The organism is Streptomyces sp. TRM49041 (genome assembly GCF_008271805.1).
Taxonomy (GTDB): domain Bacteria; phylum Actinomycetota; class Actinomycetes; order Streptomycetales; family Streptomycetaceae; genus Streptomyces.
Genome location: NZ_VSRY01000139.1, coordinates 53,817 through 69,027 on the forward strand (window position 1 = coordinate 53,817; position 15,211 = coordinate 69,027).

Sequence of the window (15,211 nt, forward strand, 5' to 3'; positions counted from 1 at the left end):
TCTGCCGGGCTCCTGAAGGGACAAACGGTGGGTCGCCGCGGGGACAGTACGGGGCCCGCGCGGCGTCGGGCCGCGGCGGGTCGCCGGGCGCCCGGCGGGGAGCGTCCTCGCGCTGCGGGTGCTGGTCGGACCGGCAGCCGTGACGGCTGGCCGGGGCCTCAGCGGGCGAACCAGCGTTGTGGCGTGGGGGCGGTGTTCTCGTAGATGTGTTTGGTCTGGCGGTACTCGGCGAGGCCCTCGTGGCCGAGCTCCCGGCCGATGCCGGAGCGCTTGAAGCCGCCCCATTCCGCCTGTGGCAGGTACGGGCCGAAGTCATTGATCCACACCGTGCCGTGCCGCAGGCGCCGTGCGACGCGTTCGGCGCGGGCGGTGTCCGTGGTCCATACGGCGCCGGCGAGTCCGTAGTCGGTGTGGTTGCCCAGCTCGACGGCGCGGTCCTCGTCGGTGAAGCGCTCGACGGTCAGGATGGGTCCGAAGGTCTCCTCCTGCACGATGCGCATGTCCTGTGTGCAGTCGTCGAACACGGTGGGCCGGTAGAAGAAGCCGTTGCGCAGCTCCGGTTCGTCGGGGCGTCTGCCGCCGGCGACCAGTTTCGCGCCCTCCTGGATGCCGAGTCGGACGTAGGACTCGACTTTGTCGCGGTGCTCGGCGGAGACGAGGGGGCCGCTCTCGGTGTGCTCGTCGAGCCCGTTGCCGAGCCTGATGCGCTCGGTCCGGTCGACGAGCTCGGCGAGGAACACGTCGTGCAGGGAGTCTTCCACGATGAGCCGTGTGCCCGCCGAGCAGACTTGCCCGGCGTGGAAGAACACGGCGGTGAGGGCGTGGTCGATGGCGGTCTCGACATCGGCGTCCGCGAATACGATGTTGGGGTTCTTGCCGCCCAGTTCCAGGGCGACGTTCTTCACGGTGTCGGCTGCCGTGCGCATGATCATCTGTCCGGTCGACAGCCCGCCGGTGAAGGACACCAGGTCGACGTGGGGGCTCTCGACCAGCGGCGCGCCGGCCGTCGCGCCCGCGCCGAGGACGAGGTTGACGACGCCGGCGGGTGCACCGGCCTCCTCGATCAGCTCCACCATCTTGACGGTGGTCAGGGGGGTGATCTCGCTCGGCTTGACGACCATGGTGTTTCCGGCGGCCAGCGCGGGGGCCACCTTCCACGACGCCTGGAGCAGCGGGTAGTTCCAGGGCGTGATCAGCGCGCACACCCCGACCGGCTCGTGGACGACACGGCTGCGCACCCTCGGGTCACCCGCGTCCACCACCCGCCCGGCGTCCGCCTCGGCCTGGCCCGCGTAGTAGCGGAAAACCGCTGTCACGTCATCGACGTCGATACCGCTCTCGACCAGTGTCTTGCCGGTGTCCCGCGTCTCCAGCCGGGCGATCTCCGCGCGGTCCCGCTGGAGGTAATCCGCCGTTCTGTGCAGCAGTTCGGAGCGCTGTCGCGGGGTCCATGAGGGCCAGGCTCCGTGGTCGAACGCGGCCCTCGCCGCGGCCACGGCCGCGAGCGCGTCGGCCCGGTCTCCCTCGTCGACCGTTCGGACCACGGACTGGTCGTAGGGGTTCAGGATGTCGCGTGTGGCGCCACCGGAGGCGGCCATCCACTTTCCGCCGATGAACAGACTGGACGTGGCAGTCCTTCCCCGGTTGAGCCGAATGTAGCCGGCACCGTTGTGCGCAGAAATTCCTCGCCGTTTATCTTTAGCGCGTCACGCTGGGGAGCGCAAAGAACCCGAGGAGCGGCATGGGCCGGACGGAGTACGACTACATCATCGTCGGCGGAGGCTCGGCAGGCTGCGCACTGGCCAACCGGCTCAGTGCGGACCCGGGCAACAAAGTCCTCGTGCTGGAGGCGGGCCGGCCGGACTGGATCTGGGACATCCTCACCCATATGCCTGCCGCGCTGACGATGGTCATCGGTAACCGGTTCTACGACTGGTGCTACTACTCCGAACCGGAGCCTTTCATGGACGGCAGGCGCGTCAGCCACGGACGGGGGCGACTGCTCGGCGGATCGAGTTCCATCAATGGGATGATTTTCCAGCGCGGTAATCCCATGGACCTGGAACGCTGGGCGGCCGATGCCGGAATGGAATCCTGGGACTACGCGCACTGCCTGCCGTATTTCAAGCGGATGGAGCACTGCGTGGCCGGGGCCGACGACTGGCGCGGCCAGGGCGGCCCGCTGTGGCTGGAGCGCGGTCCTGCGACCAACCCGCTCTTCTCCGCGTTTCTGGAGGCGGCGCAGCAGGCCGGCCACTCGCTGACCTCCGATGTCAACGGCTACCGGCAGGAAGGGTTCGCCCGCTTCGACCGCAACATCCGCCGGGGGCGGCGCTGGTCGGCCGCGCGTGCCTACGTCCATCCGGTGAAGAAGCGGCCGAACCTCACGGTGCAGTGCTTCTCGCAGGTGGACCGGGTGCTGTTCAAGGGCAAGCGGGCCGTGGGGGTGGCCTACCGCCGGTGGGGCCGGGAACACCGGCAGGCCCACGGCGGCGAGGTGATTCTCTGCGGCGGCGCGATCAACACGCCACAACTGCTGCAGTTGTCAGGTATCGGGAACCCCGACGAACTCAGGCCGCTGGGTATCGACATGGTGCACGAGCTGCGCGGCGTCGGGGAAAACCTCCAGGACCACCTGGAAGTCTATGTGCAGCACGCCTGCAAGCAGCCGATCTCGTACAATCCGGCGCTCAAATGGTCCCACCGCCCCGCGATCGGGCTCCGGTGGCTGCTTTTTCGCACCGGACCGGCGGCTACGAACCATTTCGAGGCCGGCGGATTCGTACGCGGCAACGAGACGGTGCAGTACCCCAACCTGATGTTCCATTTCCTGCCCATCGCCGTGCGCTACGACGGCACCCCGGTGGGCGCCGAGCACGGCTACCAGGTGCACATCGGCCCCATGTACTCCGATGTGCGCGGGTCGGTGAAAATCAAATCCCGGGATCCGAAGGCGCATCCGGCGCTGCGGTTCAACTATCTCTCCACCCCCAACGACCGGAAGGAGTGGGTGGAGGCGATCCGCGTCGCACGGGACATCCTGTCCCAGCCGGCCTTCGCCGACTACGACGCGGGCGAGCTGTCTCCCGGTCCCGGGGTGAACACGGACGAGGAGATCCTGGACTGGGTGGCCCGCGACGCCGAGACCGCCTACCACCCGTCGTGCACCGCCCGCATGGGTGTCGACGAGATGTCCGTACTGGACCCGACGTCCATGCGGGTGCACGGCGTCGAGGGGCTGCGGGTGGTCGACGCGTCGGCGATGCCGTACCTCACCAACGGGAACATCTACGCCCCGGTGATGATGCTCGCCGAGAAGGCCGCCGACCTCATTCTCGGCAACACGCCGTTGGCGCCGGCCACGGTCGATTTCTACCGGCACCGGACACCGGAGAACTGACACCGTGTCGATCGATCGGACGAGCGGCGACGCGGCGGAGCAGCAGGACCCCACGGCACCGGCCCCGGGGAGGGACAGCAGGCTCAAGCCCGTCGTCTTCTTCGGGTCGTCGGTGCTGATCCTCGCCATCTCGATCTGGGCGATCATCACCCCGACAGGCGCCGAGGACGCCATCGGCGTACTGGTGGGATGGATCTCCTCGGGATTCGGCTGGTACTACTTCCTCGCCGCCACCCTGTACCTGTTGTTCGTCGTGTTCGTGGCGGCGTCCCGGTACGGGGCCATCAAGCTCGGGCCGCAGCACTCCACCCCCGACTACGGGCTGTTCGCCTGGGCGACCATGCTGTTCGCGGCGGGTATCGGCATCGACCTGATGTTCTTCTCCGTCGCCGGGCCGGTCACCCACTATCTCGCGCCCCCGGAGGGAGACCCGCAGACCGTGGAGGCGGCGCGGCAGGCGGTGGTGTGGACGCTGTTCCACTACGGCATCACCGGATGGGCGATGTACGCGCTGATGGGCATGGCGCTCGGCTACTTCGCCTTCCGCTACCGCCTCCCGCTGGCGATCCGGTCCGCGCTGTACCCGATCATCGGCAGACGCATCCACGGGCGGGTCGGCGACGCGGTCGACCTCGCGGCCATCCTGGGCACGGTCTTCGGTATCTCCGTGTCGCTCGGCATCGGTGTCGTGCAGCTGAACTACGGGCTGACGTTCCTCTTCGACGTCCCCCAGGGGACCGCCGCGCAGATCGGCCTGATCATCGTCGCCGTGGTCCTGGCCACCGTATCCGCCGTGGCGGGCGTGGACCGGGGTATCCGGCGGCTGTCCGAACTGAACGTCGTCCTCGCCATCATCCTGATGCTCTACATGCTGTTCGTCGACAGCCCCATCCGGCTCCTCAACAGCCTCATCCTCAACATCGGCGACTACGTCAGCCGCTTCCCGTCGATGACGCTGAACACCTTCGCCTACGACCAGCCGACCGACTGGCTCAACGCCTGGACGCTGTTCTTCTGGGCCTGGTGGGTCGCCTGGGCACCGTTCGTCGGGCTCTTCCTGGCCAGGATCTCGCGCGGCCGCACCATCCGGCAGTTCGTGGCGGCGACGCTGGTCATCCCGTTCCTGTTCACTCTGACCTTCCTGTCCGTCTTCGGCAACAGCGCGCTCGGCCTGGTGCGGGCCGGCAACGCCGAGTTCGGCGCAACCGCCGCGAACGCCCCCGAACAAGGCTTCTACGAGCTGCTCGCCCAGTTCCCCGGAGCAACGTTCAGCGCCGGACTGGCCACCTTCGTCGGGTTGCTCCTCTATGTCACCTCGGCGGACTCCGGTGCGCTGGTGATGAGCAACCTCAGCTCCCATCTGCGCACCCCACTGACCGACGCGCCCTCCTGGGTGCGCATCTTCTGGGCGGCGGCGACCGGACTGCTCACGCTGGCCATGCTCCTCGTCGGTGGTGTGCAGGCGCTGACCAACGCGACGATCATCATGGGCCTGCCGTTCTCGTTCGTGATGTTCCTCATCATCTGGGGCCTGTACAAGGCGCTGCGCATCGAACGGATGAGGGAGGACGCGCTGACCACCACCCTGCCGTCGTCGCTGTCGGGACGGACCATGAACCGCGGCCAGACCGCGGAGTGGAACTGGCGGCGGCGCCTCGCGAGGGCGATGAGCTTCCCCACGAAGCGGGCCGCGACCAGGTTTCTGGACGAGGTATGCCGCCCGGCGTTCCAGGACGTCGCGGCTGAGCTGAGCCGGCAGGGTGCGGAGGCATCGATCGTCGAGGGGGTGGACGAGGAGGTGGGCGTCCCACACATGGAACTGAGGGTTCCGATGGGGGGAACCGAGGTCTTCGTCTACCGCGTGTGGCCGGTGGAGGTGGCCACCCCGGGGTTCGCGATCCGAGCCGTCACGGAGCACGACACATATGTGCGTTTCGAGGTGCACCTGGCCGAGGGCAGCCAGGGCTACGACGTGATGGGCTACAGCAAGGAGCAGCTCATCGGCAACATCCTCGACCAGTACGAGCGGCACCTGGAGTTCCTGCGGCTGCACCGCGAGGCCACGGCCCGCTCTTCGCTGCCCGACCATCGGCCCGACACGGCCGAGGTGCACCTGCCCGAGAAGGACATCTGACGCCTGACAACCGTGCGGTCCGGACGCCGCCCCGGACCGCACAGGGTGCCGCGCCCGCTTGAGGTCGCACCATCCAGTGAGCGGAACGACCATCCAGTCCGTGGTACAACCCTGTACCACCGCTCTTACCGGCAAGTAACATGCGCGCACCAACCAGCCGCACTCGCCCGCCTCCCCCACGGCGGCAAGGAGCAACCTCCATGTCGTACCACCAGCCCTTCCCGGATCCGCCCCCCACGCCCGGAGCCTGGAAGCCGGTCACTCACCCCTGGGACGCGCCCCCGCCGCAGCGTGAAGACCCGCTTGAGCCGCACTCGCCCCACGGCGACCTCGCCGCGCTCCGCTCCGGCTACCGCAGACTGCGCCGTGTCGCGACGCTCACCGCACTCGGGTATTTCACCCTTTTCCTCCTCCTCGCCGCCTTCGCGCCCGGGCTGATGACCAGCCGGATCAGCGGCGGGCTCAACACCGGCCTGCTGCTGGGGCTCTGCCAGCTCCCCGTGGCTCTCGCGGCGATCGCCCTGTACGAACGCATCGCCCGCTCCCGCATCGACCCGCTCACCGCGTCCATCCGTGAACACACCGGTCGGGCCCCGCAGGAGACCCGCACGGCCCGGCCCCGCGGCGGCCCCTGGGCGGAGGCTCCCGGGCGGCCCCTCGGCCGGGGACAGTCACAGTGGCCCGGCGCGCCCACGGGAGGTGCGCGGTCATGACCGAGTTCAGCTCCCAGGCCCAGACCATGTCGCTGATCGCGTTCATCGCCGTCGTCACGGTCACGCTGCTGCTGTGTGTGATGACCGGACCCGACGACGAGGACCTGAGCGAGTACTACACCGGCTACCGCTCGTTGTCGCCTGTGCAGAGCGGTCTCGCCATCGCGGGTGACTACATCTCGGCCGGCACCGTGCTCGGCACCATCGGCATCATCGCGCTCCTCGGCTTCGACGGCGTCACGCTCGCCCTGAGCACGGTGCTCTCACTGGTCCTGATGATGTTCCTGCTCGCCGAGCCTCTGCGGAACGCCGGCCGGTTCACGCTCGGTGACGTCTTCACCCGCCGCGCCGCCGGTCCCGCCGTGCGGATCACCACGACCGCGGTCACACTGACCGCGCTGCTGCCGCTGGTGATCTTCCAGCTCGCGGGCGCGGGCGACCTGCTCGCCGTCGTACTCGGTTTCCATTCCGACGGCTTCAAGTCCGGGGCGATCGTTTCCCTCGGCCTGCTGATGATCGTGTACGCGGCGATCGGCGGGATGAAGGGCACCGCGTTCATCCAGATCGTCAAGACCGTCGTCCTGCTCAGCGCGGCCACCGCCATCGCGGTGCTGGTGCTCAACCGGTTCGACTTCAGCCTGCCCGTGCTGCTGGACACCGCCCAACGCGGGAGCGGGGCGGGGGACGCGTATCTTGCATCCGGGCTGCAGTTCGCGGGCGACGATCTCGACATGATCGGAACACAGTTGACGATCGTGCTGGGCGCGGCGGTGCTGCCGCACATCACGATGCGCATGTTCAGCTCGCGCAGCGCGGCGGCCGTGCGGCGCTCGATGTCCTGGGCGGTTTCGACCGTCGTCGTGACCTGCCTGCTGCTCACCGTGATCGGCTTCGGAGCGGCCGCGATCGTCGGGCACAAGGGGCTGGTCGCCGGTGACCCGCAGGGGCAGACCGCATTTCTGATGGTCACTCAGGCCGTACTCGGCACGGACCCCGACACCATCGAGACGCTGCTGTTCACGGCCGTGGCCACAGCCATCTTCCTCACTCTGCTCGCCTCGGTCGCCGGGATCACCCTGGCCTGCGCCAACACCCTGGCGCACGATCTGATCGCGCACGGGTTGCGCAGGGCGGCCCCGAAGCACTCGACGGAGACGGCCATCGCGCGGGCCGCAGCGGCGGGCGTCGGTCTCCTCGCGATCGCTTTCGCGGCCGCTGCCCGGGACCTGAACCTTCAGGCGCTGCTCACACTTTCCTTCTGCGTCGGCGCGTCCGCGATCGCCCCGGCGCTCGTCTACAGCCTCTTCTGGCGCCGCTACACCCGTACGGGCCTGCTCGCCACCCTCATCGTGGGCACCGCCGCCTCGCTCATCCTGATGGCCGGCAGCAATCTGATGTCGGGATCACCGCAGTCCGTCTTCCCCGACCACGACTTCAACTGGTTCCCGTTCACCACGAGCGGCATCGTCTCCGTACCGCTCGGCTTCCTGGCCGGCTGGCTCGCCACGGTGCTCCACGACCGGGGCGCGGCGGATCAGCGCCGTCGTTACGAGGAGGTGGAACCGATCTTCCTGGCCGGCACGCCGACCGGGGCGGACGGCACCCGGTCCTGACCGCGGCGAGCCGAGGCAGTCGGCCGGTACGCCAGGGGCCTGGCGGCGGGGGTCGGCGGCTGAACGGGGGATGTCAGTGGAGGCGTTTAACGTGACGGGCATGATCGATGCCGAGGTGGTCCGCCGTGTCGCGATGTCCTTCCCCGAGACGGTGGAGAAGGAGGCGTGGGGCATGCCCACGTTCCGCGTGGCCGGGAAGATGTACCTGACGATTCCCGATGACGAGACGTCCATTGCGGTGCGCTGCCCCAGACAGGAGCGCGGAGAGCTGATCGCCGCCGAGCCGGAGAAGTTCTGGGTCCCGCCGCACGAGGCGAGTTCCGCGTGGGTCAGGGTACGGCTCGGTGCTCTGGAAGACCTTGACGAGCTGCGCGACATCGTCGTGGACTCGTGGCGGCAGGCGGCGCCGGACAGGTTGACCGAGAAGTACCCCGGCCTGCGCCCTGGCGCGGCGCCCGGCGAGTGACCGCGCGACGGCACTCGCTCAGCGGCGTGGCGGCGCACTGCTCGCACGGCAGCCCCTTCCTGGTGCCCGGTGCAGTGCCCAGGCTCGACAGCCGTCCGTCGGGGCGGGCCCGCGCAGGGGACATCCAGGGGGAGCGTGCCCTTGGGAGTGGCTATTCGAACCGTGCCGTGTCGCCGGCCCCGCGGCGGACGATCTCGGGCTCGCCACCTGAGAAGTCGATCACGGTGGTCGGCACGGTCCCGCAGTCGCCCGAGTCGACCACCGCGTCGAGGACGTGGTCGAGCCGCTCCTTGATCTCCCAGCCCTGTGTCATGGGCTCCTTCTCGCCGGGCAGCAGCAGCGTGCTCGACACCAGCGGCTCACCGAGCTCGGTGAGTAGTGCCCGGGTCACCACGTGGTCGGGAATCCGCACCCCCACGGTCTTCTTCTTCGGGTGCTGCAGCTGGCGCGGCACCTCCTTCGTCGCGGGGAGGATGAACGTGTAGCGGCCGGGCGTGGCCGCCTTGAGCGCCCGGAACACATCGTTGTCGACATGTACGAACTGCCCGAGCTGGGCGAAGTTCTCGCAGACGAGGGTGAAGTGGTGCCGGTCGTCGAGGTCTCGGATCGTACGGATCCGTCCCAGGGCCTCGCGGTTTCCCAGTCGGCAGCCGAGCGCGTAGCAGGAGTCCGTCGGGTAGGCGACGAGCGCGCCGGAGCGGATGCTGTCGGCCACGTTGCCGATGGCGCGTCGCTGGGGGTGGTCGGGGTGCACATCGAAGTACTTCGCCATCCGCCGAGCCTACGCCCAGTGTCGACGACAGGTGCCCCTCCTGCCCGTTCCGTCACTCTCACGTCCGGCCCGCCACCCGCCGGTACGTCACCCGGCTGCGGTCCCTGTCTGAGCGCAGCAGGCCGCCACCCCATGGCCGGTGACGGGCACGATCCGGCGGCGGAAGCACGCGGGAGATCACAGTGAACGCACGAAACCCCGGGTAGGTGCCGTCGCTGTTGACGAGCGGTCCGCCCGGTCGGCTGCAGACAGCCCGAGTTGTTGGGCCGGCGGGGTGTGCAGGAATGCGGGCCGGGGTGTGATCGTTGATTTCTGGAGTATCCATCGACGACGTAAGGATCGACTACCCGTGAGCAAGGTCCCCTCCATCATCCTCAACAACGGTGTCACCATGCCGCAGCTCGGCTTCGGAGTCTGGCAGGTGCCGGACGACGAGGCGGCCGGTGCGGTGGGTGCCGCTCTGGAAGCCGGTTACCGGAGTGTCGACACCGCTGCCGTGTACGAGAACGAGCGGGGTACCGGACAGGCCATCACCGCGTCCGGGATCGGCCGTGAGGAGTTGTTCGTCACCACCAAGCTCTGGAACAGCGACCAGGGCTACGACTCGACGCTGCGCGCCTTCGACGCCTCGCTGGTGCGGCTGGGGCTCGACTACGTCGATCTCTACCTGATCCACTGGCCGGTGCCGCGGCTTGACGCGTACATCGACACGTACAAGGCGTTCGAGAAGATCCTCGCCGACGGACGTGCCCGTGCCATCGGCGTGTCCAACTTCCTGCCCGAGCACCTGGAGCGGCTCGTCGACGCCACCTCCGTCGTGCCGGCCGTCAACCAGATCGAGCTGCACCCCCAGCTCGCCCAGGCCGATTCCCGTGCCTTCCACGCCCGCCACGACATCGCCACCGAGGCATGGTCGCCGCTCGGGCAGGGGAAGGGCCTGCTGGAGGTGCCGGCCGTCGTGGCCGTCGCCCGCAAGCACGGCCGTACCCCCGCGCAGGCGGTTCTGCGCTGGCACCTTCAGCTCGGGAACGTGGTCATCCCCAAGTCCGTGACCCCGTCGCGGATCCGGGAGAACATCGAGGTCTTCGACTTCGAGCTCGACGCCGAGGACATGGCCGCGTTCGCGGCCCTCGACGAGGGTCGGCGGATCGGCCCCGACCCGACGGTCTTCGGGTCTCGCTGAGACCCCTCCCCCGGCGGCGATGGACGCGATACGGCGCGTGCGGTGGGCCGTGCGGCCGCACGCCGACTCACCCAGGCGGGCGGCGGCCTTCAGATCAGGGGCATACGGAGGGCGATGTCCCGTATGTGGAGGTTTCCGTGAGTGCGCGTGGCGTGCAACATCCTGGGCGGAACGTGAGTCTTACTGAGTGAGGGGGAGCGGTCCGCGCCCCCACGGCACGTACTTCGCACCATGCCGTTTCGCATCTCGCGAATCCACGGGGGGATTCACGCATGGCTGATCGTCGTTTCGCCGCACGGGACGCACGTGTCCGGGCCGCCGAGGCCCAGTTCCAGCGGCCTGCTCCGCTCCACATCGCCAACGGTGAGGAAACGGACCACCCGCTCTTCGCCACGTACTCCAAGGGCCTGCCCCACAACAAGTACGGTGAGGTGGAGCCGGGCGCGTACCGGCTGCTGCGACGGGCGCTGGCCACCGGCAGCCACGAGGACTTCGAGCGGATTCCGCTCGGGGACACACGTAAGCTCGTCAACCCGCAGGCCGGGCTCTCCTTCGACCCGCAGGGACCGGACGCCCAGGCCCTCACCATGCCGCCGGCACCGCGCATCGACAGCGCGGAGGTCTCCGCCGAGGCCGTCGAGCTGTACTGGATGGCGCTCTGCCGGGACGTACTGTTCACCCGGTTCGGTGACAGCGAGCCGGTCGCCGAGGCGGCTTCGGAACTGAGCCGGATGTCGGACTTCCGCGGGCCCGGGCAGGGCGGGCAGGTGACGCCGGAGACGCTGTTCCGCGGGAACACCCGTGGGGACCTGGCGGGGCCGTATCTGTCTCAGTTCCTGCTCAAGGACATCCCGTACGGCACGCTGCTCGTCCCGCAGCTCCAGGACACCCTGGTCCGACCGATGGACCACCTGACCACCTGGGGTGACTGGCTGGAAGTACAGAACGGCTCCGAACCGGACCCCGACGAGCGTGACCTCACCACCCGCCGGTACCTCCAGAGCCCGCGCGACCTGGCACACTACGTGCACTTCGACGCGCTGTACCAGGCGTACCTCAACGCGGCGCTCATCCTGCTCGGCAGCGACGCGCCGACGGACCCGGGCAACCCGTACGCCTTCTCGGGCAACCAGACCGGCTTCGGTACGTACGGCGGGCCGCACCTCCTGTCGCTGGTCACCGAGGTGGCGACACGTGCCCTCAAGGCCGTCTGGTTCCAGAAGTGGTACGTGCACCGGCGGCTGCGCCCGGAGGAGTTCGGCGGCCGCGTCCATCTGCAGCTGCGCGGCCGGCGCGAGTACCCGATCGACCGCGAGGTGCTGGACTCGGTGGCGGTGAAGCGGGTCTTCGAGAAGTACGGCAGCCACCTGCTGCCGCAGGCGTTCCCGGAAGGCAGCCCGACGCACCCGGCGTACGGCGCGGGACACGCCACCGTGGCGGTGGCCTGCGTGACGATCCTCAAGGCGTGGTTCGACGTGTCGCACGTCCTGCGCGACCCTGTCGTGCCCACGACGGACGGCACCGCCCTCGAGCCGTACACCGGGCCCGACGCCGGCCGGCTGACCGTGGGCGGCGAGCTCGACAAGGTCGCCTCCAACATCGCCATCGGCCGCAGCATGGCGGGCGTGCACTGGCGGACGGACTACACGCAGGCCGTACGGCTCGGTGAGGACATCGCCATCGGCCTGCTGCGGGAGGCGAAGGAGTCCACGCTGGAGGACGCGGAGTTCACGCTCAGCCGCTTCGACGGCACGACGATGTCCATCTGACGCCGCCCGGCCGGGCCCCGCGCGGGCCCGGCCCCCGGCGACCGTCGACCCACCCGCCAGAGCGGCCGGCCCGGACCTGTGCACGCAGGCACGGGCCGCCCGGGCCGGGCCGCGGCCGCTCGGTCGAGGCGCATCGCGTTCCAGTGTTGCCGCCCACGGCGAGGTGCGTTGCCGTTCGCCTCGCGCTCTGTCGCCGTGCGACTGACAAAGTCTGTCCCGCACGTTGGCTGATCTCCAGCGCTCGCCGTGACGCTTCGAGTGCCTGTTCCACGTCGGACTGTTCTGGAGGCTGAACCACGTGCGCAGATGGACTCATCCCAAGGGCGGGAGATCCGGGCGGCGGCTTGCCGGTCCCCTTGCCCTCGTGCTCCTCGCCGAAGCGAGCCTGATCGCGGCAGTCGCCGCGCCCGTCGCAGCCGTGCCTGCCGCGGCCGGGCCTGCGGCGACACCCGCCGCGCCCATCGGTGAGGAGGCCGCGGCACGGCTCACCGCCGGGGCGCAGGACCGCCGTGTCGAGGTGGTCGGCGCCCGTACCGAGAACACCACCTTGTGGGCCAACCCCGACGGCACCATGTCGCTGGAGACCCACGCCGGACCCGTCCGCTTCCGCAAGGGCGGCGACTGGGTGCCGGTCGACACCACCCTCGTCCGTGGCGCGGACGGCTCCGTCGGTCCCAAGGGCCACCCACGCGGTCTCCGGCTCGCCGGCCGCACCGGCGCGGGGGGCGGCGACCTGGTCACCCTCGGCACCGGCGACCGTGAGGTGGGCCTCGGCTGGCGGGGCGCGCTGCCGCAGCCGGTCCTCGACGGCAACAAGGCCACCTACGTCGACGCACTCCCGGGTACCGACCTCGTGGTGGAGGCCACCCGCACGGGCTTCGAGCAGTTCCTGGTCGTCAAGGACCGGGCGGCGGCCGCGCGTGCCGCCGGCTTCAGTCTGCCGCTCAGGGCCAAGGGGCTGAAGGTGACCAAGAGCGCCGCCGACACTTCCCTCACCTTCACCGACGCCGCCACAGACAAGACGGTCGGCAAGCTGCCGACGCCCGTCATGTGGGACGCCTCGCGGGACGAGCGGGGCCGAGCCGCGACCAACCGGGCGACGGTCGGCCTCGACATCGCGCCGGACGCGGAGGGTGACGGGTACACTCTTGCCGTCTCCGCCGACCGGGGCTTCCTCGCGGACAAGGACACGCGGTACCCGGTCACCATCGACCCTGCGATCTACTTCGGCACGAACTTCGACACCACCGTCGTCAACGGCGAGACCGCCGATCTCTCCGCCGACGTCGGCCTGCGCGTCGGGCGCGAGTGGCAGAAGGACGAGGCCAGGTCGTTCATCTCGTTCCCGCGCGACGCGGCGGTCACCGGGCAGGACGTCCTCAACGCCGAGCTGAACCTGTACGCCGTGTGGTCGGACTCCTGCGAGGCCCGCTCCTGGGAGGTCTGGGACACCGGGACCGCGTCGTCGTCCACCCGCTGGAGCAGCCAGCCGGTCTGGCGCACCAAGGCGGCCTCCTCCACCGCGACCCACGGTCACACCGACTGCGGTCCGCGCTGGATCTCGGAGGACATCACCTCCGTGGTGAAGCAGTGGTCCGGCGTCGACCGTACGGTGGACACCCTGGGTCTGCGGGCCACGGACGAGGCCGACTACAAGTCTTTCAAGATCTTCGCGTCCAGCGACGCGCCCGCCAACGCTCCGTCGATCCTCGTGACGTACGAGACCCCCGCCGACCCGGTCAAGGACCACGTCGTCTACTGGAACGACGTCCTCCAGCAGACCTTCCGCGAGGCCGGCGGCGCGCCGGGGCCGCTCGCACGGGCCGGGGCCATGATGCACGGCGCCGTCTACGACGCGGCGAACTCCGCCAAGTGCGCCGAGGGCGCCACCCGCTGCCTGGGCGCCCCCTATCTGACGAAGGCGACGGCCTCCAACGGCGCCCTGCCGGACATCAACAGCGCCGTCGACCACGCCGCCTTCGACGTGCTGCGCGCGGTGTTCCCGGGTGTGGACTTCGACGACGAGCTCTCCCGGGCACGCTCCACGATCCCCGCCGCCGTCACGGCGGAGCAGCGTGCCGCGGGCACGTCCGTGGGCCAGCAGGCCGCGGCGGCGATGCTCGGCGCCCGCCAGGGCGACGGCGCGGCGACCACCGTCGCGTACACCGGCAGTGAGACGCCCGGCTACTGGCGCCCGACGGACAGCGACCCGGCGACCACCCCCGGCTGGGGCCTGGTCAAGCCGTTCGCCCTCACGTCCGGCTCACAGGCGCGGCCCGCCGGGCCGGGCGGGCACACCACCATGGACGGCCTGCTGGCCGGCTCCGCGTACGCCGCGCAGGTGAACGAGGTGAAGGACGTCGGCCGCGCCGAGTCGACGTCGCGTACCGCCGACCAGACGCAGGCCGCGCTGTTCTGGGCCAACGACCTTGACGGCACGTACAAGCCGCCGGGGCAGCTGTTCGAGTTCGCGCAGATCCTGTCGCGGCAGCAGCGCCTGTCCGTGGCCGCCAACGCCAAGCTGTTCGCGCTGGTCGCGTTCGCCATGGCCGACGCGGGGATCGCCGCGTGGGACAGCAAGTACCTGACCGACATCGACCTGTGGCGTCCGGAGAGCGCGATCAGGCTCGACGGGGACGGCAACACGGCGACGACGGCCGACCCCAACTGGCAGCCGCTGTCCCACGACCGGGACGGCCGGCACTTCTCGCCCGCCTTCCCGGCGTTCGTCTCCGGCCATGCCACGTTCGGCGGTGCCTGGGCCAAGGTCATGCAGCAGTGGTTCGGCACGGACAGCATGACCTTCACCGGGACGACGGAGGACCCGCACGCCCTGGGCGTGACGCGTACCTTCGCCAGCTTCTCGTCGGCCGCCGAGGAGAACTCCGTCGGCCGGGTCTGGCTCGGTGTCCACTACCGGTGGGACGGCACGGACGGCGTCGCCAGCGGCGTCAAGGTCGCCGAGCGGGTCGCCACGACCAAGCTGACGCCCAACTCGGCGGCGGACTGGGTCGAGTACGAGGATCTGCACAACCTGGGCGGCTGTGACGCGCTCGGCAAGCGGCTCGTCGCCGAGCACCGCTGGAGCGGCTATCAGTGCGTGGCGGTCTCCCCGACCGACAGCCCCGACCACGTCCTCTACGTCAAGTAGCGCAGGACAG

Annotated in this window: 10 protein-coding genes; 8 read left to right on the forward strand and 2 right to left on the reverse strand. The window is 69.8% G+C overall.

Translation table 11 applies throughout. The annotated features are described in order from the left end of the window. Positions 1 to 158 precede the first annotated feature (158 nt). Complete coding sequence (locus tag FVS66_RS17725; RefSeq protein WP_149182144.1) at positions 159 to 1,598, reverse strand: aldehyde dehydrogenase family protein; 1,440 nt, start codon at positions 1,596 to 1,598, stop codon at positions 159 to 161. 143 nt (positions 1,599 to 1,741) lie between these two features. Between FVS66_RS17725 and betA the strand changes: the two genes are divergently transcribed. The 5 genes from betA (at position 1,742) to FVS66_RS17750 (ending at position 8,326) form a co-directional block, all read left to right on the forward strand. Next, a complete protein-coding gene (gene betA, locus FVS66_RS17730; protein WP_149182145.1) occupies positions 1,742 to 3,400 on the forward strand; it encodes a choline dehydrogenase in 1,659 nt (552 codons plus the stop codon). Positions 3,401 to 3,404: 4 nt separating this feature from the next. After that, complete coding sequence (gene betT, locus FVS66_RS17735; protein ID WP_149182146.1) at positions 3,405 to 5,534, forward strand: choline BCCT transporter BetT; 2,130 nt, start codon at positions 3,405 to 3,407, stop codon at positions 5,532 to 5,534. Between the two features lie 200 nt (positions 5,535 to 5,734). After that, positions 5,735 to 6,247, forward strand: a complete 513-nt coding sequence (locus FVS66_RS17740; protein WP_149182147.1) for a DUF485 domain-containing protein — start codon at positions 5,735 to 5,737, stop codon at positions 6,245 to 6,247. Further along, a complete protein-coding gene (locus FVS66_RS17745) occupies positions 6,244 to 7,860 on the forward strand; it encodes a cation acetate symporter (protein WP_149182148.1) in 1,617 nt (538 codons plus the stop codon). Before FVS66_RS17740 ends, FVS66_RS17745 begins: the two co-directional genes overlap by 4 nt. 100 nt (positions 7,861 to 7,960) lie before the next feature. After that, positions 7,961 to 8,326, forward strand: a complete 366-nt coding sequence (locus FVS66_RS17750) for an MmcQ/YjbR family DNA-binding protein (protein WP_149182149.1) — start codon at positions 7,961 to 7,963, stop codon at positions 8,324 to 8,326. A 151-nt stretch (positions 8,327 to 8,477) separates the two neighbouring features. On the opposite strand, the gene FVS66_RS17755 is transcribed toward FVS66_RS17750, so the two are convergent. After that, positions 8,478 to 9,098 carry an L-threonylcarbamoyladenylate synthase gene (locus FVS66_RS17755; protein WP_149182150.1) on the reverse strand — a complete coding sequence of 207 codons (621 nt, stop codon included), beginning with the start codon at positions 9,096 to 9,098 and terminating at the stop codon, positions 8,478 to 8,480. 349 nt (positions 9,099 to 9,447) lie between these two features. Between FVS66_RS17755 and FVS66_RS17760 the strand changes: the two genes are divergently transcribed. The 3 genes from FVS66_RS17760 to FVS66_RS17770 all read left to right on the forward strand — a co-directional run bounded on the left by FVS66_RS17760 (position 9,448) and on the right by FVS66_RS17770 (position 15,201). Beyond that, positions 9,448 to 10,281 carry an aldo/keto reductase gene (locus FVS66_RS17760; protein ID WP_149182151.1) on the forward strand — a complete coding sequence of 278 codons (834 nt, stop codon included), beginning with the start codon at positions 9,448 to 9,450 and terminating at the stop codon, positions 10,279 to 10,281. Between the two features lie 272 nt (positions 10,282 to 10,553). Next, the gene (locus tag FVS66_RS17765; RefSeq protein ID WP_187645569.1) at positions 10,554 to 12,050 is read left to right on the forward strand and encodes a vanadium-dependent haloperoxidase; all 1,497 of its coding nucleotides are present in this window, start codon (positions 10,554 to 10,556) and stop codon (positions 12,048 to 12,050) included. A gap of 364 nt (positions 12,051 to 12,414) precedes the next feature. Beyond that, entirely contained in the window at positions 12,415 to 15,201 is a 2,787-nt protein-coding gene (locus FVS66_RS17770; RefSeq protein WP_149182152.1) for a DNRLRE domain-containing protein, read from the forward strand. Positions 15,202 to 15,211: the final 10 nt, after the last annotated feature.

Excerpts from the sequence above, each read along its gene's own strand:
- FVS66_RS17725 (WP_149182144.1), bottom strand. The coding sequence starts at position 1,598 with ATGGCCGCCTCCGGTGGCGCCACACGCGACATCCTGAACCCCTACGAC.
- betA (WP_149182145.1), top strand. The coding sequence starts at position 1,742 with ATGGGCCGGACGGAGTACGACTACATCATCGTCGGCGGAGGCTCGGCA.
- FVS66_RS17740 (WP_149182147.1), top strand. The coding sequence starts at position 5,735 with ATGTCGTACCACCAGCCCTTCCCGGATCCGCCCCCCACGCCCGGAGCC.
- FVS66_RS17745 (WP_149182148.1), top strand. The coding sequence starts at position 6,244 with ATGACCGAGTTCAGCTCCCAGGCCCAGACCATGTCGCTGATCGCGTTC.
- FVS66_RS17750 (WP_149182149.1), top strand. The coding sequence starts at position 7,961 with ATGATCGATGCCGAGGTGGTCCGCCGTGTCGCGATGTCCTTCCCCGAG.
- FVS66_RS17755 (WP_149182150.1), bottom strand. The coding sequence starts at position 9,098 with ATGGCGAAGTACTTCGATGTGCACCCCGACCACCCCCAGCGACGCGCC.
- FVS66_RS17765 (WP_187645569.1), top strand. The coding sequence starts at position 10,554 with ATGGCTGATCGTCGTTTCGCCGCACGGGACGCACGTGTCCGGGCCGCC.